General features: G+C 60.7%; 14 protein-coding genes. 7 read left to right on the top strand and 7 right to left on the bottom strand.

Annotation, left to right across the window (positions count from 1 at the left end):
- Nucleotides 1-2: 2 nt before the first annotated feature.
- The gene (locus IF690_RS06065) at nt 3-767 is read left to right on the top strand and encodes an amino acid ABC transporter ATP-binding protein (protein ID WP_124319255.1); all 765 of its coding nucleotides are present in this window, start codon (nt 3-5) and stop codon (nt 765-767) included.
- 60 nt (nt 768-827) lie between these two features.
- Here IF690_RS06065 and IF690_RS06070 read toward each other — a convergent pair whose 3' ends face one another.
- Together IF690_RS06070 and IF690_RS06075 are read right to left on the bottom strand one after the other, a co-directional pair.
- Nucleotides 828-1304: a type II toxin-antitoxin system MqsA family antitoxin gene (locus IF690_RS06070; RefSeq protein ID WP_202699259.1), complete on the bottom strand. Its 477-nt coding sequence runs from the start codon at nt 1302-1304 to the stop codon at nt 828-830.
- On the bottom strand, nt 1301-1612 hold the full coding sequence (locus IF690_RS06075) for a type II toxin-antitoxin system MqsR family toxin (RefSeq protein WP_202699260.1): 312 nt from the start codon (nt 1610-1612) through the stop codon (nt 1301-1303). The genes IF690_RS06070 and IF690_RS06075 overlap by 4 nt, the downstream gene beginning before the upstream one ends.
- Nucleotides 1613-1778: 166 nt before the next feature.
- Between IF690_RS06075 and IF690_RS06080 the strand changes: the two genes are divergently transcribed.
- The 4 genes from IF690_RS06080 (at nt 1779) to IF690_RS06095 (ending at nt 4683) form a co-directional block, all read left to right on the top strand.
- Entirely contained in the window at nt 1779-2438 is a 660-nt protein-coding gene (locus IF690_RS06080) for a FadR/GntR family transcriptional regulator (RefSeq protein WP_202699261.1), read from the top strand.
- Nucleotides 2428-3747, top strand: a complete 1320-nt coding sequence (locus tag IF690_RS06085; protein WP_202699262.1) for a CynX/NimT family MFS transporter — start codon at nt 2428-2430, stop codon at nt 3745-3747. The genes IF690_RS06080 and IF690_RS06085 overlap by 11 nt, the downstream gene beginning before the upstream one ends.
- Before the next feature lie 99 nt (nt 3748-3846).
- Nucleotides 3847-4317 (top strand): nuclear transport factor 2 family protein, encoded by a 471-nt coding sequence (locus tag IF690_RS06090; protein WP_202699263.1) that lies wholly within the window; start codon nt 3847-3849, stop codon nt 4315-4317.
- Nucleotides 4318-4368: 51 nt separating this feature from the next.
- Nucleotides 4369-4683 (top strand): GIY-YIG nuclease family protein, encoded by a 315-nt coding sequence (locus tag IF690_RS06095; RefSeq protein WP_202699264.1) that lies wholly within the window; start codon nt 4369-4371, stop codon nt 4681-4683.
- A 19-nt stretch (nt 4684-4702) separates the two neighbouring features.
- Here IF690_RS06095 and IF690_RS06100 read toward each other — a convergent pair whose 3' ends face one another.
- Nucleotides 4703-6124 (bottom strand): hypothetical protein, encoded by a 1422-nt coding sequence (locus IF690_RS06100; RefSeq protein WP_202699265.1) that lies wholly within the window; start codon nt 6122-6124, stop codon nt 4703-4705.
- Nucleotides 6125-6277: 153 nt separating this feature from the next.
- Between IF690_RS06100 and IF690_RS06105 the strand changes: the two genes are divergently transcribed.
- Entirely contained in the window at nt 6278-7213 is a 936-nt protein-coding gene (locus IF690_RS06105; RefSeq protein WP_202699266.1) for a glutathione S-transferase family protein, read from the top strand.
- A gap of 99 nt (nt 7214-7312) precedes the next feature.
- Here the strand turns inward: IF690_RS06105 and IF690_RS06110 are convergent, their stop codons facing one another.
- Nucleotides 7313-7675, bottom strand: coding sequence for a glutaredoxin family protein (locus IF690_RS06110; RefSeq protein WP_202699267.1), 363 nt, complete (start codon nt 7673-7675; stop codon nt 7313-7315).
- The gene (gene yejK, locus IF690_RS06115) at nt 7675-8679 is read right to left on the bottom strand and encodes a nucleoid-associated protein YejK (RefSeq protein WP_007932136.1); all 1005 of its coding nucleotides are present in this window, start codon (nt 8677-8679) and stop codon (nt 7675-7677) included. The genes IF690_RS06110 and yejK overlap by 1 nt, the downstream gene beginning before the upstream one ends.
- Before the next feature lie 395 nt (nt 8680-9074).
- Between yejK and IF690_RS06120 the strand changes: the two genes are divergently transcribed.
- Nucleotides 9075-9356 (top strand): HU family DNA-binding protein, encoded by a 282-nt coding sequence (locus tag IF690_RS06120; RefSeq protein ID WP_007932138.1) that lies wholly within the window; start codon nt 9075-9077, stop codon nt 9354-9356.
- Nucleotides 9357-9458: 102 nt separating this feature from the next.
- On the opposite strand, the gene rlmF is transcribed toward IF690_RS06120, so the two are convergent.
- Both rlmF and IF690_RS06130 read right to left on the bottom strand, forming a co-directional pair.
- On the bottom strand, nt 9459-10484 hold the full coding sequence (gene rlmF / locus IF690_RS06125; protein WP_202699268.1) for a 23S rRNA (adenine(1618)-N(6))-methyltransferase RlmF: 1026 nt from the start codon (nt 10482-10484) through the stop codon (nt 9459-9461).
- A gap of 215 nt (nt 10485-10699) precedes the next feature.
- On the bottom strand, nt 10700-13546 hold the full coding sequence (locus tag IF690_RS06130) for a valine--tRNA ligase (protein ID WP_202699269.1): 2847 nt from the start codon (nt 13544-13546) through the stop codon (nt 10700-10702).
- Between the last annotated feature and the right edge of the window lie 237 nt (nt 13547-13783).

Below are 13783 nucleotides of genomic sequence, written 5' to 3' on the forward strand. Positions count from 1 at the left end.
CCATGAGTGAAGCGATCAAAAAGCCTGTGGGCCCTGAAGGCATTATTCAGATGCAGGGCGTGAACAAATGGTACGGCCAGTTCCACGTGCTCAAGGACATCAACCTCAACGTCAAGCAGGGCGAGCGTATCGTCCTGTGCGGGCCTTCGGGCTCGGGCAAGTCCACCACCATCCGCTGCCTGAACCGCCTGGAAGAACACCAGCAGGGCCGCATCGTGGTCGATGGCGTGGAACTGACCAACGACCTCAAGCAGATCGAAGCGATCCGCCGTGAAGTCGGCATGGTGTTCCAGCACTTCAACCTGTTCCCGCACCTGACCATTCTGCAGAACTGCACCCTGGCGCCGATGTGGGTACGCAAGATGCCCAAGCGCAAGGCCGAGGAAATCGCCATGCATTACCTGGAGCGCGTGCGCATTCCGGAGCAGGCGCACAAGTACCCGGGCCAGCTCTCCGGCGGTCAGCAGCAGCGTGTGGCGATTGCCCGGGCGCTGTGCATGAAGCCGAAGATCATGCTGTTCGACGAGCCGACGTCGGCCCTCGACCCGGAGATGGTGAAAGAGGTTCTGGACACCATGATCGGCCTGGCCGAAGACGGCATGACCATGCTCTGCGTGACCCACGAAATGGGCTTCGCCCGTACCGTGGCCAACCGGGTGATCTTCATGGACAAGGGCGAAATCGTCGAACAGGCAGCGCCTAACGACTTCTTCGACAACCCGCAGAACGAGCGGACCAAGCTGTTCCTGAGCCAGATCCTGCACTGATCCAGGCATTGGCCTGGAAAATGAACCCGGCCTGGCGCCGGGTTTATTTTTGCCTGGCGTTCATGAGGTGGCGAGGCGCGGCTGCGATGGCTGGTTGTCGGTCGCCGCTGGGGCCTGCTGCGCGCTGAGGGCATGCACCTCGGCCATCAATTCGGGATGACGATCAAGCAGGCGCATCAGCATGAACAGCGGCTGGGGCGGGGCGACCTCGCCGCGTTCGTAGCGGGAGAAGGCGTTATGCCCGCCGCCGGAGAGCAGCCTCACCGCATCCTTCTGTGAGAGGTGCAGCTTGCGGCGGATGCGCTTCATCTCGCTGGCCATGAACTGCCGGCAGTCCTCCAACAACTGGTCGCCGGCGCTGGCGTAGCGTTCGGCGCTGGCCGGGTCGAATTCGACTTCCCCGCAGGCCTGGCACTCCCAGCCATCCAGGCCGTCGACCTGCCGCAGCATATGCTTGTAATCGATCAGCTCGCTGCGATTGTTGAACGGCTGCATGCCGGCCGGGGCACCGCAGCTGACGCATTGTCTTTGCTTCATGGGTGTTTCTCCTTGAAGGAGATCACTGGGGGATCGCCGCCGGGGCGGTACGTGACTTTGATGTACAGCTCCACGGAGTCGATGTGGGTGTAATACACGTCTTGCCAGATTCGGTGATCGAGATAACTGGTCATCGACTTGTAGAGCATTTTCCCTTGCAGCCCGGCAATCACCTGCTGCATGTCCCGGCAGGTCAGGCCGAGGTGTCGGCCGCTGACCAGGGCGGTTCGGGTAAAGGCCGCCGGCCCCAGCCGCGTGACGTCCGCCTTGATTACCGACAGATCGTAATGAGGTGTTTTCTTTTCCATAAGACACCTGGAACTGAGATTAAATTACCCTTAAAGGGTTTTTTTGGCAATCGAATTCCCTTATCCGATTGCTACCTTCGTGCATCGGTTTTGTTGTCCACCCACGCGAAGCTGACTAATATGTCAAAAAAATTCATCCTATGATTGGATGAAAGGGCGACAGAACATGGCAGAAATTTCTCCTTTGATTAAACGTTCCCTGGTCGATCAGGCCCTGGAACAGCTGCGCCAGCGCATCAATGACGGTGCATGGAACATCGGCCAGCGCCTGCCGACCGAGCCGGAGCTGGCGGCGGAGCTGGGCATCAGTCGTAACACAGTGCGCGAAGCCATGCGGGTCCTGGCGTTTTCCGGCCTGGTGGAGATTCGCCAGGGCGACGGCAGTTACCTGCGCGCGGTGGTCGATCCGCTGGACACCCTCAAGGCCCTGTCCCAGTGCTCCCTGGAGCAGGCGCGCGAAACCCGGCAGATCATCGAGACGGAAGCCATCGGCCTGGCGGCCCTGCGACGTACCGACCAGGACCTGCAGGCGTTGCGCGAAGCCCTGGCCCTCAGCGGCGATCACTATCACGGCGATCTGGAGAGCTACATCGCCTGCGACCTGGTGTTCCACGGGCGCCTGGTGGATGCCGCGCATAACCCCACCCTCAGCGAGCTGTACCGCTATTTCTCCAGCGTGGTCGGCGCGCAACTGCGCCAGACCCTGAATATCCATCCCCGGCGCCAGGCTGTGTTCGATCTGCACATCGACCTGCTGGACGCCGTCGAGCAGCGCGACCCGGAACGGGCCAAGGCCATTTCCCGGCAGCTGATCAATGAACCTTGAGACCGAGAGCCCCATGTCCAGCCATCAGGCCAATAACCCGCCACCTATTGCTGTCCCTCGGCGCGAGGCCGAGCTTGAAGAACTGTTGATCGACGCCGAAGCCGACGATGCCGAGGTGCAGCAGAGCCACCCCGCGCCGAGTCGCCCGTGGCTGTTGCTGCTGGGGCTGATCCTGGTGGCGCTGAACCTGCGCCCGGCGCTGTCGAGCATGGCGCCGCTGCTCAGCGAGGTGTCGCGTAGCCTCGGGCTGTCGGCGGCCCAGGCCGGCCTGCTGACCACCTTGCCGGTGCTGTGCCTGGGCCTGTTCGCCCCTCTGGCCCCGGTGCTGGCGCGGCGCTTCGGTGCCGAGCGGGTGGTGCTCGGCATCCTGCTGACGCTGGCGGGAGGGATCATCCTGCGCAGTTCCCTGGGGGATATCGGGCTGTTCGCCGGCAGCATCCTCGGCGGTGCCAGCATCGGTGTGATCGGGGTGTTGCTGCCGGGGATCGTCAAGCGCGACTTCGCCAAACACGCGGGCACCATGACGGGGGTCTACACCATGGCCCTGTGCCTGGGGGCGGCGATGGCTGCGGGGGCGACCGTGCCCTTGAGCCAGCACTTCGATAACAGCTGGGCCCTTGGCCTCGGCTTCTGGGTGCTGCCGGCACTGGCGGCGGCGCTGTTCTGGCTGCCCCAGGTCGGCAAGCGGCAGGGTGCGCACCCTGTGGCCTATCGGGTGCGCGGTTTGCTGCGCGACCCGCTGGCCTGGCAAGTGACGCTGTACATGGGCCTGCAATCCTCGCTGGCCTACATCGTGTTTGGCTGGTTGCCGTCGATCCTGATCGGCCGCGGCCTGAGCCCGACCCAGGCGGGGCTGGTACTGTCCGGCTCGGTGATCGTCCAGCTCGCCAGTTCGCTGGCCGCGCCCTGGCTGGCAACGCGGGGCAAGGACCAGCGTCTGGCGATCGTGGTGGTGATGCTGCTGACCCTGGGGGGGCTGTTCGGTTGCCTGTATGCCCCGGTCGACGGCCTGTGGGGCTGGGCGATCCTGCTGGGCGTGGGGCAGGGCGGGACCTTCAGCCTGGCGTTGACCCTGATCGTCCTGCGTTCGAAGGACGCCCATGTGGCGGCCAACCTGTCGAGCATGGCCCAGGGCATCGGCTATACCCTGGCCTCCATGGGCCCGTTCGCGGTCGGCCTGGTGCACGACTGGACCGGTGGCTGGACGGCCCTGGGCTGGATTTTCGCGGTGATCGGCCTGGGGGCCATAGTGGCTGGCCTGGGCGCCGGGCGTTCGTGCTACGTGCAGGTCGAAAGCGAAAAAATCTGATCCACCCCACTGTCGGTATTTGCGCGGCGAATGCCGATAGTGTTTCCCGGGTTTGCAGACTATCGTGCAGGCATCTTTCCCTGAGTCGGAGCCTGTTTCATGAGTGACGCCCACCGCGCCTTGATCACTGAGTTCTATAGCGCCTTCCAGCGCCTGGATGCCGAGGCCATGGCCGCCTGCTACACCGAGGATGTGCTGTTCAGTGATCCAGCGTTCGGCGAACTGCGCGGCCGCGATGCCGGGGACATGTGGTGCATGCTCACCACCCGGGCCAAGGACTTCTCCCTGACCTTCGACAAAGTGCGCGCCGACGAGCGCAGCGGCGAAGCCCACTGGGTGGCGACTTACCTGTTCAGCCAGACCGGCAATACCGTGGTCAACGATATCCAGGCGCGTTTCGTGTTCCGTGACGGCAAGATCTGTGAGCACCACGATCATTTCGATATGTGGCGCTGGGCCCGCCAGGCCCTGGGCACCAAGGGCCTGATCCTCGGCTGGACCCCGCTGCTGAAAAACGCCGTGCGCGCCCAGGCCCGCAAAGGCCTGAAAGCCTTCCAGGCCGGCCGCTGAATCTTTGCCTCTGGTAAGATCGCGGCTTGTTATCCACAGGCCGCGATCACTGTGACCCGCCCCAGCCAATCCCCCGCCAGCGACGCCGAACCTGTACCCGTGGTGAGCAAACCCTGGTTCGTCTACCTGGTGCGTGCCGCCAACGGCGCCTTGTACTGCGGCATCAGCGACGACCCGGTCAAGCGTTTCGCCAAGCACCAGAGCGGCAAAGGCGCACGCTTCTTCCTCTCCAGCCCGGCCGTCGCGCTGGTCTACACCGAAGCCTGCCGCGACAAGAGCGAAGCCCTGCGTCAGGAACGGCTGATCAAGAAACTCCGGAAAAGCGCCAAGGAATGCCTGGTGGCCAGTTGGGATCTGGCTACCTGATCCTGTCAGAGTGGGGGGCTCAACCCTGAAGCCAGCGCAGCAGGGCTTTCAGATTGTTTAGAACCGGGTTGTTACTTTGTAGTGCTTGGCTCCAATCTATGGTGATCGCCGCCAGGGCCACTTGAAGAAGAGCCAGGCCGCCGACTATCCAAGAGTAGAAACGATTGAACTTCAGGTTTTCAAATTGCACCTGATCGTTGCTGAGCGACTTTCGTTGCGCGATGCGTTTTTTCAGTAACTCGACTTTCTCAGTCAGGCTTTGCAGTTCATTTTCTGCTTCGGTTCGGAAAGCCCGATAATGGTACTGTTCGGCGAGTCGAGTTATAGCCTCTATTTTTTCCTCGATGCGCCCAATTTCTATACTTGCTTGTAGTAAAGAACCTAGACTTTCTGAAGTGTTATGGGTAATGGTTGAAAGGACAGGATTTACTGCATCTCGACACTGAGCGTATTTGTGTTCAATCTCCCTTATGAGTGAAAGATACAGGTGGGAGCTTAAGTGGTCTGTTAGGTTGTAAGTGTCATCTATGTTGTCGACCAAAAAAGCGTTTATTTTTAATTTGTTGGACCAGAGATCATAGATGTAGCTGGCGTCGCTTGTGGTGTCTTTGTAGTAACTGCAGCCAACTCCTGATGAGCTGATCAGGGCATAGTGATCTTGCTCGTTGGTAATGTCGTAGGAGTCAATATAGTGAACATCTATTCCACTCTTGAGTTGGCCCGTGGTGATCTTGGTTCGTGCGCCTGTCTTGATGCCCAGGGGAGTGAGTAGTTTCTCGACGATTTGATGGGCGTCATCTACGAGAACACCGATCCCTTCGATCAAATGCTCATGTATATAGTCTATTGAGCGACTAATGCGAAAGTTTTTTGAAAAGGGATTTATTGTTCTGAATTGGAAGTACTCTGCTCGGTCGAGAATGTCTACTTTACATAGTCTTTTTTTAGATTCGGGCGTGAAGGAGAAATCGAAAGATAAATAATTGACGCTGTTAGTCAGCTGGATGAGCGTTATAGTACAGTCCCTGAACGCATCAGGTCTTACCGATATTCGGTCTACATGAAAGCGATAGGTGTCGTTGAATGGAATATAGGTGGAGTATTTGATTGGGAAGTCTGGCGCTTCAGTATGGGGAGTTGAAGTCTCAGGATCGTTTTTATCATGCAGGAATTCTTTTTTTTGAATCCATTCGATAAGGGATGTCAACTCGGTAGGCGTGATGGGGCAGATGACATTTATTGAGCTCCACCGGCCATTTCCATCAAGAATACCAGCGCTTTGGTAAGAGACCGTATCTGGAACTTGAAAAAACAGGTTGCCCAAATATGGATTGAAGTGATTTCTGAATGTGCGGGTGAAAAGCCTCGGAAACTTATTAACGCAGAAAAAGAGAAAACGGGTGTAGTACACCAGTACGGGTTTCATGTTCTTAATGGCCAAAGGCTGGATTCCCTATCATACTCAGGCGGCTGGTCTGGTGAGGCGCGGTGCCCGATCAGTGTCGGTGATGGATGGTGATCAGACAGGTTATATAGGCTGTCCGGTCTTTGCACGCTAAGCTGGTTCTTCCTACTTATCCGGTGGAACTCCAGCATGTCAGAGTTGATTCTGCATCATTACCCGACCTCTCCTTTCGCGGAAAAAGCCCGGCTGTTGCTCGGCTTCAAGGGCTTGTCCTGGCGCTCGGTGAAGATCTCGCCGGTGATGCCCAAACCCGATCTCACCGCACTCACCGGTGGTTACCGCAAGACCCCGGTGTTGCAGGTCGGCGCCGATATCTATTGCGACACGGCGCTGATCGCCCGGCGGCTGGAGCAGGAAAAGGCCTCGCCGGCACTGTTTCCCGAAGGCCGGGAAATGGTCAGCGCAACCTTCGCGGCCTGGGCCGATTCGGTGGTGTTCCAGCATACGGTGAGCCTGGTGTTCCAGCCGGAGTCGGCAGCCGTGCGTTTCGGTCATTTGCCGCCGGAAGCGGTCAAGGCCTTCATGGCCGACCGCGCCGGGCTGTTCAGCGGCGGCAGTTCCACCCGAGTGCCGCTGGAGTTGGCCAAGCATCAATGGCCGACGCTGATGGCGCGCCTGGAGCAGCAGTTGCAGCGCGAGGAGGGCGACTTCCTGTTCGGCGATCCATCGATTGCCGACTTCGCCATGGCCCATCCACTGTGGTTCCTCAAGGGCACGCCGGTGACTGCGCCGCTGGTAGACGCCTATCCGGCGGTGGCGGCGTGGCTTTCCCGGGTTCTGGGTTTCGGCCATGGTGCTTCGAGTGCGATGACTTCCGAGGAGGCGCTTGAAGTGGCACGCAGGGCTACACCGGCCGCCTTGCCGGATGAGGTCTTCATGGACCCGAACGGGTTTGAGGCTGGCCAGCAGGTGCGGATCGCGGCGACCGACTATGGCGTCGATCCGGTGGAAGGGGAGTTGCTGTTTGCCGGGCGCGAGGAGTTGATCCTGCGTCGCGAAGACCCACGCGGCGGGTGGGTGCATGTGCACTTCCCGCGTTTCGGGTTCCGTATCGAGGCGCAATAGCCCTTGTAGGCGCGAGCTTGCTCGCGATGGCGGCACGCGACGTGTCTGAAACACCGCGTTATCGTTCATCGCGAGCAATCGAGCGTCGGCCAGCTGCTCCTACAGTGGATGGGACTCCAAGGCGGCGAGGATGCCGCCGGGGTCGTAGGTGCGGATCAGCGTGCCATTCACATCGAGGATCGGAATCCCTCGTCCGCCCAAGGCTTCATAGGCCTTGCGCGCCTCGGCATCCTTCTCGATATCGAACTCGCGAAAGGCAACGCCCTTCTGATCGAGAAAGCGCCGGGTGGCCTTGCAGTAGCCGCACCAGTCGGTGGCGTAGAGCACCACCCGGGCATTGGCCCGAACCTGTTCCGAGGCGGCCTGCGAGGGGTCGAGCAGGCGCTCGATCTTGCCCCAGTTCTGGTAGGCCACGACCACCAGCAGGATCAGCAGGAACTTCTTCAGCACGCCCTGCAGCATCAGTTGCGGCGCTTGAGCTGATCGGTCAGTTGGGTCGGCAGGCCCTTGATGATCAGGGTCCCGGCTTCTTCGTCATACTCGATCTTCGAGCCCAGCAGGTGCGCCTCGAAGCTGATGGACAAGCCTTCGGCGCGGCCGGTGAAGCGGCGGAACTGGTTGAGGGTGCGCTTGTCCGCCGGGATCTCCGGCGACAGGCCGTAGTCCTTGTTGCGGATGTGATCGTAGAACGCCTTGGGGCGGTCCTCGTCGATCAGCTCCGAGAGTTCTTCCAGGCCCACGGGTTCGCCGAGCTTGGCCTGGCTGCTGGCGTAGTCCACCAGGGCCTTGGTCTTTTCCCGGGCGGATTCTTCGGGCAAGTCTTCGCTTTCGACGAAGTCGCTGAACGCCTTGAGCAGGGTGCGGGTCTCGCCCGGGCCATCGACGCCTTCCTGGCAACCGATGAAATCGCGGAAGTACTCCGAGACTTTCTTGCCGTTCTTGCCCTTGATGAACGAGATGTACTGCTTCGACTGCTTGTTGTTCTGCCACTCGGAGACGTTGATCCGCGCGGCCAGGTGCAACTGGCCCAGGTCCAGGTGGCGGGACGGGGTCACGTCCAGCTCGTCGGTCACCGCCACGCCTTCGCTGTGGTGCAGCAGGGCGATGGCCAGGTAGTCGGTCATGCCTTGCTGGTAGTGGGCGAACAGCACGTGGCCGCCGACCGACAGGTTGGATTCTTCCATCAGCTTTTGCAGGTGCTCGACCGCGACGCGGCTGAAGGCGGTGAAGTCCTGGCCGCCATCAAGGTATTCCTTCAGCCAGCCGCTGAAGGGAAACGCGCCGGACTCCGGGTGGAACAGACCCCAGGCTTTGCCCTGTTTGGCGTTATAGCTTTCGTTGAGATCGGCGAGCATGTTCTCGATGGCCGCGGATTCAGCCAGTTCGGAATCGCGGGCGTGCAGAACTGCGGGTGTGCCGTCGGGTTTTTTGTCGATCAGGTGGACGATGCAATGGCGGATCGGCATGGGCTTCTCGGCTGGTTGGCGGGAGAGGGCGTGACTCCCCGAAAAAGTGCCCAGTGTACCGCACCCGCTGGTTTTGGCGCTGTTTGAAGGGTGTGGAAGGCGGCCTGGGTCAAGCTTATGCATTTTTTTACGGATTTAGAGCAATAAAGCTGACCAAATGGCTAGGTAGAGGCGGATATTTCCCCGTCTCTGTGCTAGTTTTGCCCCGTCTTACGCGATGTCTCGGCGTTAAGCGTGCATTCAGCATTTGTCAGGTCGAACCAAACCCTGATTTCGGTATCTATAACCCCGATCTTTCGTGGTTGTGACCGGGGTGCCAGATCCACAAGATCTGGCTCGATGGCTGACACTGCACTCTGCAATCCAAATGAATTTGATAGGGAAGGAACACCACAATGGCTATTACTAAAGACCAACTGATCGCTGATATCGCTGAAGCTATCGACGCGCCGAAAACCACCGCGCGTAACGCTCTGGACCAACTGGCCCAGATCGTTGCTGATCAGTTGGAAAATGGCGGCGAAATCACTCTGCCAGGTATCGGCAAGCTGAAAGTGACCGAGCGTCCTGCCCGTACTGGCCGTAACCCATCGACTGGCGCTGCCATCGAAATCGCTGCCAAGAAAGTTATCAAGCTGGTTGTGGCTAAAGGCCTGACCGACTCGATCAACAAGTAAGACTGCAGTAAGACCGTGCCTCGGAACACTTCCGGGCACGGTTTTTAGGCTCTGAGGCCGCAACGATTTACGCAAGGTAAATCGCCGTTTTTCCCCTCGTATCTATCCCTTGCGAACCCAACGCTCCTGGCGCCAGGCCTGTTGCTGTGCCTTGTCCTTGAAGGTCCAGGCGACGAAACGGCTCTGTTTTTGCCCCTGTGACATCTCCACCACCTGGCTCTCCAGTGCCCCGGCCTTTTTCAGCGCGGCCTGAATCGCCGGCAGGTTCGACGCTTTCGACACCAGGGTGCTGAACCACAACACCTGTTGCGCCACTTGGGCGCTTTCGCCGATCAACTGGGTCACGAATCGCGCTTCGCCACCTTCGCACCACAACTCCGCGGCCTGGCCGCCAAAGTTCAGCACCGGCAGCTTGCGCTTGGGATCGGCCTTGCCCAGGGCCCGCCATTTGCGCTGGCTGCCGCGCGTGGCTTCTTCCAGGGATGCATGGAACGGCGGATTGCACAAGGTCAAGTCGAAGCGTTCGTCGCTCTCCAGCAGCCCCAGCAGGATCTGCTTGCGGTTGGTTTGCTGGCGCAGGCCGATGGCCTTGTTCAGGCCGTTGGCCTGGACGATCGCCTTGGCGGCGGCGAGGGCCGTGGTGTCGATGTCGGAACCGAGGAACTGCCAGCGGTAATCGCAGTGGCCGATCAGCGGGTAGATGCAGTTGGCGCCGACCCCGATGTCCAGCACCCGCACTGCCGCGCCGTGGGGAATTACGCCTTCGTTATGCGCGGCCAGCAGGTCGGCCAGGAAGTGCACGTAATCGGCACGCCCGGGCACCGGAGGGCAGAGGAAGTCGGCCGGGATGTCCCAATGGGCGATGCCGTAGAACGCCTTGAGCAATGCCCGGTTGAACACCCGCACCGCCGCCGGGTTGGCGAAGTCGATGCTCTCCTTGCCGTAGGGATTGATGATCATGAAGGCTCCCAGCTCCGGGGTGCTCTTGATCAACTGCGCAAAGTCGTAGCGGCCTTGATGGCGGTTTCGCGGGTGCAGGCTGGCCTTTTCCCGTGGCGCGACGGCCTTGGCCGGGGCTGCAGGTTGAGGCTTTTTGCGCGGGGCTTTGGGAGGGCGGGGGGCGGTCATGGGCGAAATCGGTTCGGGTATGGCTCAAAGTGGCGCGCATTGTCCCATATCTGCCCAGGCAACGTGGCCTCTGTCAGGCGCAAGGCTTGCCCGCGAAGCGTTATCCCTGGCGCACCGCCTTATCCTTTATCGCCAGCAAGCTGCGCAGGCCTTTCGGCCGGGCACAAAAAAGGGAGCCCTTTGCAGGGCTCCCTTTTATGGCCGCTCGAATTGCCTTACAGGCTGGAAATCCGTGCGTGCTGCTCGGCCAGCTTGCCCAGGGCCTGTTCGGCTTCGGCCAGTTTGGCGCGTTCCTTGTCGATGACTTCGGCCGGGGCCTTGTCGACGAAGGCGGCGTTGGACAGCTTGCCGCCGACCCGCTGCACTTCGCCTTGCAGGCGCTGGATTTCCTTGTCCAGGCGTGCCAGTTCGGCACCCTTGTCGATCAGGCCGGCCATCGGCACCAGCACTTCCATCTCGCCGACCAGGGCGGTGGCGGACAGCGGTGCTTCGTCGCCGGCCTGCAGCACGGTGATCGATTCGAGTTTGGCCAGCTTCCGCAGCAGGGTCTCGTTTTCGCTCAGGCGGCGCTGGTCTTCGGCGCTGGCGTTTTTCAGGAACAACGCCAGTGGCTTGCCCGGGCCGATGTTCATTTCGGCGCGGATGTTACGGGTGCCGAGCATCAGTCCCTTGAGCCATTCGATGTCGTCTTCGGCGGCCTGGTCGATGCGCGCTTCAACGGCCACCGGCCAGGGTTGCAGCATGATGGTCTTGCCCTGGATGCCGGCCAGCGGCGCCAGGCGCTGCCAGATTTCTTCGGTGATGAACGGCATGAACGGATGGGCCAGGCGCAACGCCACTTCCAATACGCGCACCAGGGTGCGGCGGGTTCCGCGCTGGCGCTCGACCGGCGCGTTTTCGTCCCACAGCACTGGCTTGGACAATTCCAGGTACCAGTCGCAGTACTGGTTCCAGATGAACTCGTACAGCGCCTGGGCCGCCAGGTCGAAGCGGAACTGGTCCAGCTGGCGGGTCACTTCGGCTTCGGTGCGCTGCAGCTGGGAGATGATCCAGCGATCAGCCAACGACAATTCGTAGGCTTCGCCGTTCTGGCCGCAGTCTTCGCCCTTGTCCAGCACGTAGCGCGCGGCGTTCCAGATCTTGTTGCAGAAGTTGCGATAGCCTTCGACGCGGCCCATGTCGAACTTGATGTCGCGGCCGGTGGAAGCCAGCGAGCAGAAGGTGAAGCGCAGGGCGTCGGTGCCGTAGCTGGCGATGCCGTCGGCGAATTCCTGGCGGGTCTGCTTCTCGATTTTCTTCGCCAGTTGCGGCTGCATCATGCCGGTGGTGCGTTTCTGCACCAGGGTTTCCAGGTCGATGCCGTCGATGATGTCCAGCGGGTCAAGGACGTTGCCCTTGGACTTGGACATCTTCTGGCCCTGGCCATCGCGAACCAGGCCGTGTACGTACACGGTCTTGAACGGAACCTGCGGCGTGCCGTCTTCGTTCTTCACCAGGTGCATGGTGAGCATGATCATCCGGGCGACCCAGAAGAAAATGATGTCGAAACCGGTCACCAGCACGTCGGTCGGGTGGAAGGTCTTGAGGAACTCGGTCTGCTCCGGCCAGCCCAGGGTGGAGAAGGTCCACAGGCCCGAGCTGAACCAGGTGTCGAGGACGTCGTTGTCCTGTTGCAGTGCGACCTCAGGCCCGAGGTTGTGCTTGGCGCGCACTTCGGCTTCGTCGCGGCCGACATAGACCTTGCCCGACTCGTCGTACCAGGCCGGGATGCGGTGGCCCCACCATAGCTGGCGGCTGATGCACCAGTCCTGGATATCGCGCATCCAGGAGAAGTACATGTTTTCGTACTGCTTCGGCACGAAGGTGATGCGGCCGTCTTCCACGGCGGCAATGGCCGGCTCGGCCAGCGGCTTGGTGGAGACGTACCACTGGTCGGTCAGCCACGGCTCGATGATGGTGCCGGAACGGTCGCCTTTCGGCACTTTCAGGGCGTGATCGTCAACGCTGACCAGCAGGCCGGCGGCGTCGAACGCGGCGACGATTTCCTTGCGCGCCTGGAAACGGTTGAGACCGGCGAATTCGGCCGGGATCTTGCCGTCGATGCTTTCGTTCAGCGTGCCGTCCAGGTTGAACACCTGGGCGGCCGGCAGCACTTCGGCGTTCTTGTCGAAGATGTTCAGCAACGGCAGGTTGTGGCGCTTGCCGACTTCGTAGTCGTTGAAATCGTGGGCCGGGGTGATCTTCACGCAACCGGTGCCGAATTCAGGGTCACAGTAGTCGTCGCCGATGATCGGAATGCGGCGGCCTACCAGCGGCAGCTCGACGAACTTGCCGATCAGCGCCTTGTAGCGTTCATCGTTCGGGTTAACGGCCACGGCGGAGTCGCCGAGCATGGTTTCTGGACGGGTGGTGGCGACGATCAGGTGGTCCAGGCCTTCAGCGGTCTTGGCGCCGTCGGCCAGCGGGTAGCGCAGGTTCCACAGCGAGCCTTTTTCGTCGTGGTTTTCCACTTCGAGGTCGGAGATCGCGGTGTGCAGCTTGGTGTCCCAGTTGACCAGGCGCTTGCCGCGGTAGATCAGGCCGTCTTCGTGCAGGCGCACGAAGGCTTCTTTGACGGCTTCGGAAAGACCATCGTCCATGGTGAAGCGCTCGCGGCTCCAGTCCACGGACGAGCCCAGGCGGCGGATCTGCCGGCTGATGTTGCCGCCGGACTGATCCTTCCATTCCCAGACTTTCTCGAGGAATTTTTCCCGGCCCAGATCGTGACGATTCTGGCCCTGGGCTTCGATCTGACGCTCCACCAGCATCTGGGTGGCGATACCGGCGTGGTCGGTGCCCGGCTGCCACAGGGTGTTGCGGCCCTGCATGCGGCGGAAGCGGATCAAGGCATCCATGATCGCGTTGTTGAAGCCATGGCCCATGTGCAGGCTGCCAGTGACGTTCGGTGGCGGAATCATGATGGTGTACGAGTCGCCCGCGCCTTGCGGGGCGAAGTAATTCTCTGACTCCCAGGTCTGGTACCAGGAAGTTTCAATGGCGTGCGGCTGGTAGGTCTTATCCATGCGCGGCGGGACCCTATTGGCATTTATTCAGGAAAAGCCGGGAAGTATAGCGGGGATGAACCGATGCGCGTAGAGCAGGCTGACGGCGGGAGGGTGAAAAGTGCTCGATGAGCGGGGATTTTTGCTTGGTATCCGGCGTTATCGCGGGCAAGCCTCGCTCCTTATCTGTTCTAGATCTGCCAGATTGGGTGTCGAGAGTCGGCATGGACGATCGCTAGCTCCTAGATTCAAACGATC

It is taken from the genome of Pseudomonas sp. SK3(2021), assembly GCF_016772375.1.
Lineage (GTDB): Bacteria > Pseudomonadota > Gammaproteobacteria > Pseudomonadales > Pseudomonadaceae > Aquipseudomonas > Aquipseudomonas chlororaphis_I.

What these genes read in the sequence shown, in the direction of transcription:
- IF690_RS06120 (WP_007932138.1), top strand. Translation starts at nt 9,075, where the DNA reads ATGGCTATTACTAAAGACCAACTGATCGCTGATATCGCTGAAGCTATC.
- yejK (WP_007932136.1), bottom strand. Translation starts at nt 8,679, where the DNA reads ATGCCGATCCGCCATTGCATCGTCCACCTGATCGACAAAAAACCCGAC.
- IF690_RS06105 (WP_202699266.1), top strand. Translation starts at nt 6,278, where the DNA reads ATGTCAGAGTTGATTCTGCATCATTACCCGACCTCTCCTTTCGCGGAA.
- IF690_RS06090 (WP_202699263.1), top strand. Translation starts at nt 3,847, where the DNA reads ATGAGTGACGCCCACCGCGCCTTGATCACTGAGTTCTATAGCGCCTTC.
- IF690_RS06075 (WP_202699260.1), bottom strand. Translation starts at nt 1,612, where the DNA reads ATGGAAAAGAAAACACCTCATTACGATCTGTCGGTAATCAAGGCGGAC.
- IF690_RS06065 (WP_124319255.1), top strand. Translation starts at nt 3, where the DNA reads ATGAGTGAAGCGATCAAAAAGCCTGTGGGCCCTGAAGGCATTATTCAG.
- IF690_RS06130 (WP_202699269.1), bottom strand. Translation starts at nt 13,546, where the DNA reads ATGGATAAGACCTACCAGCCGCACGCCATTGAAACTTCCTGGTACCAG.
- IF690_RS06110 (WP_202699267.1), bottom strand. Translation starts at nt 7,675, where the DNA reads ATGCTGCAGGGCGTGCTGAAGAAGTTCCTGCTGATCCTGCTGGTGGTC.
- rlmF (WP_202699268.1), bottom strand. Translation starts at nt 10,484, where the DNA reads ATGACCGCCCCCCGCCCTCCCAAAGCCCCGCGCAAAAAGCCTCAACCT.
- IF690_RS06080 (WP_202699261.1), top strand. Translation starts at nt 1,779, where the DNA reads ATGGCAGAAATTTCTCCTTTGATTAAACGTTCCCTGGTCGATCAGGCC.
- IF690_RS06085 (WP_202699262.1), top strand. Translation starts at nt 2,428, where the DNA reads ATGAACCTTGAGACCGAGAGCCCCATGTCCAGCCATCAGGCCAATAAC.
- IF690_RS06070 (WP_202699259.1), bottom strand. Translation starts at nt 1,304, where the DNA reads ATGAAGCAAAGACAATGCGTCAGCTGCGGTGCCCCGGCCGGCATGCAG.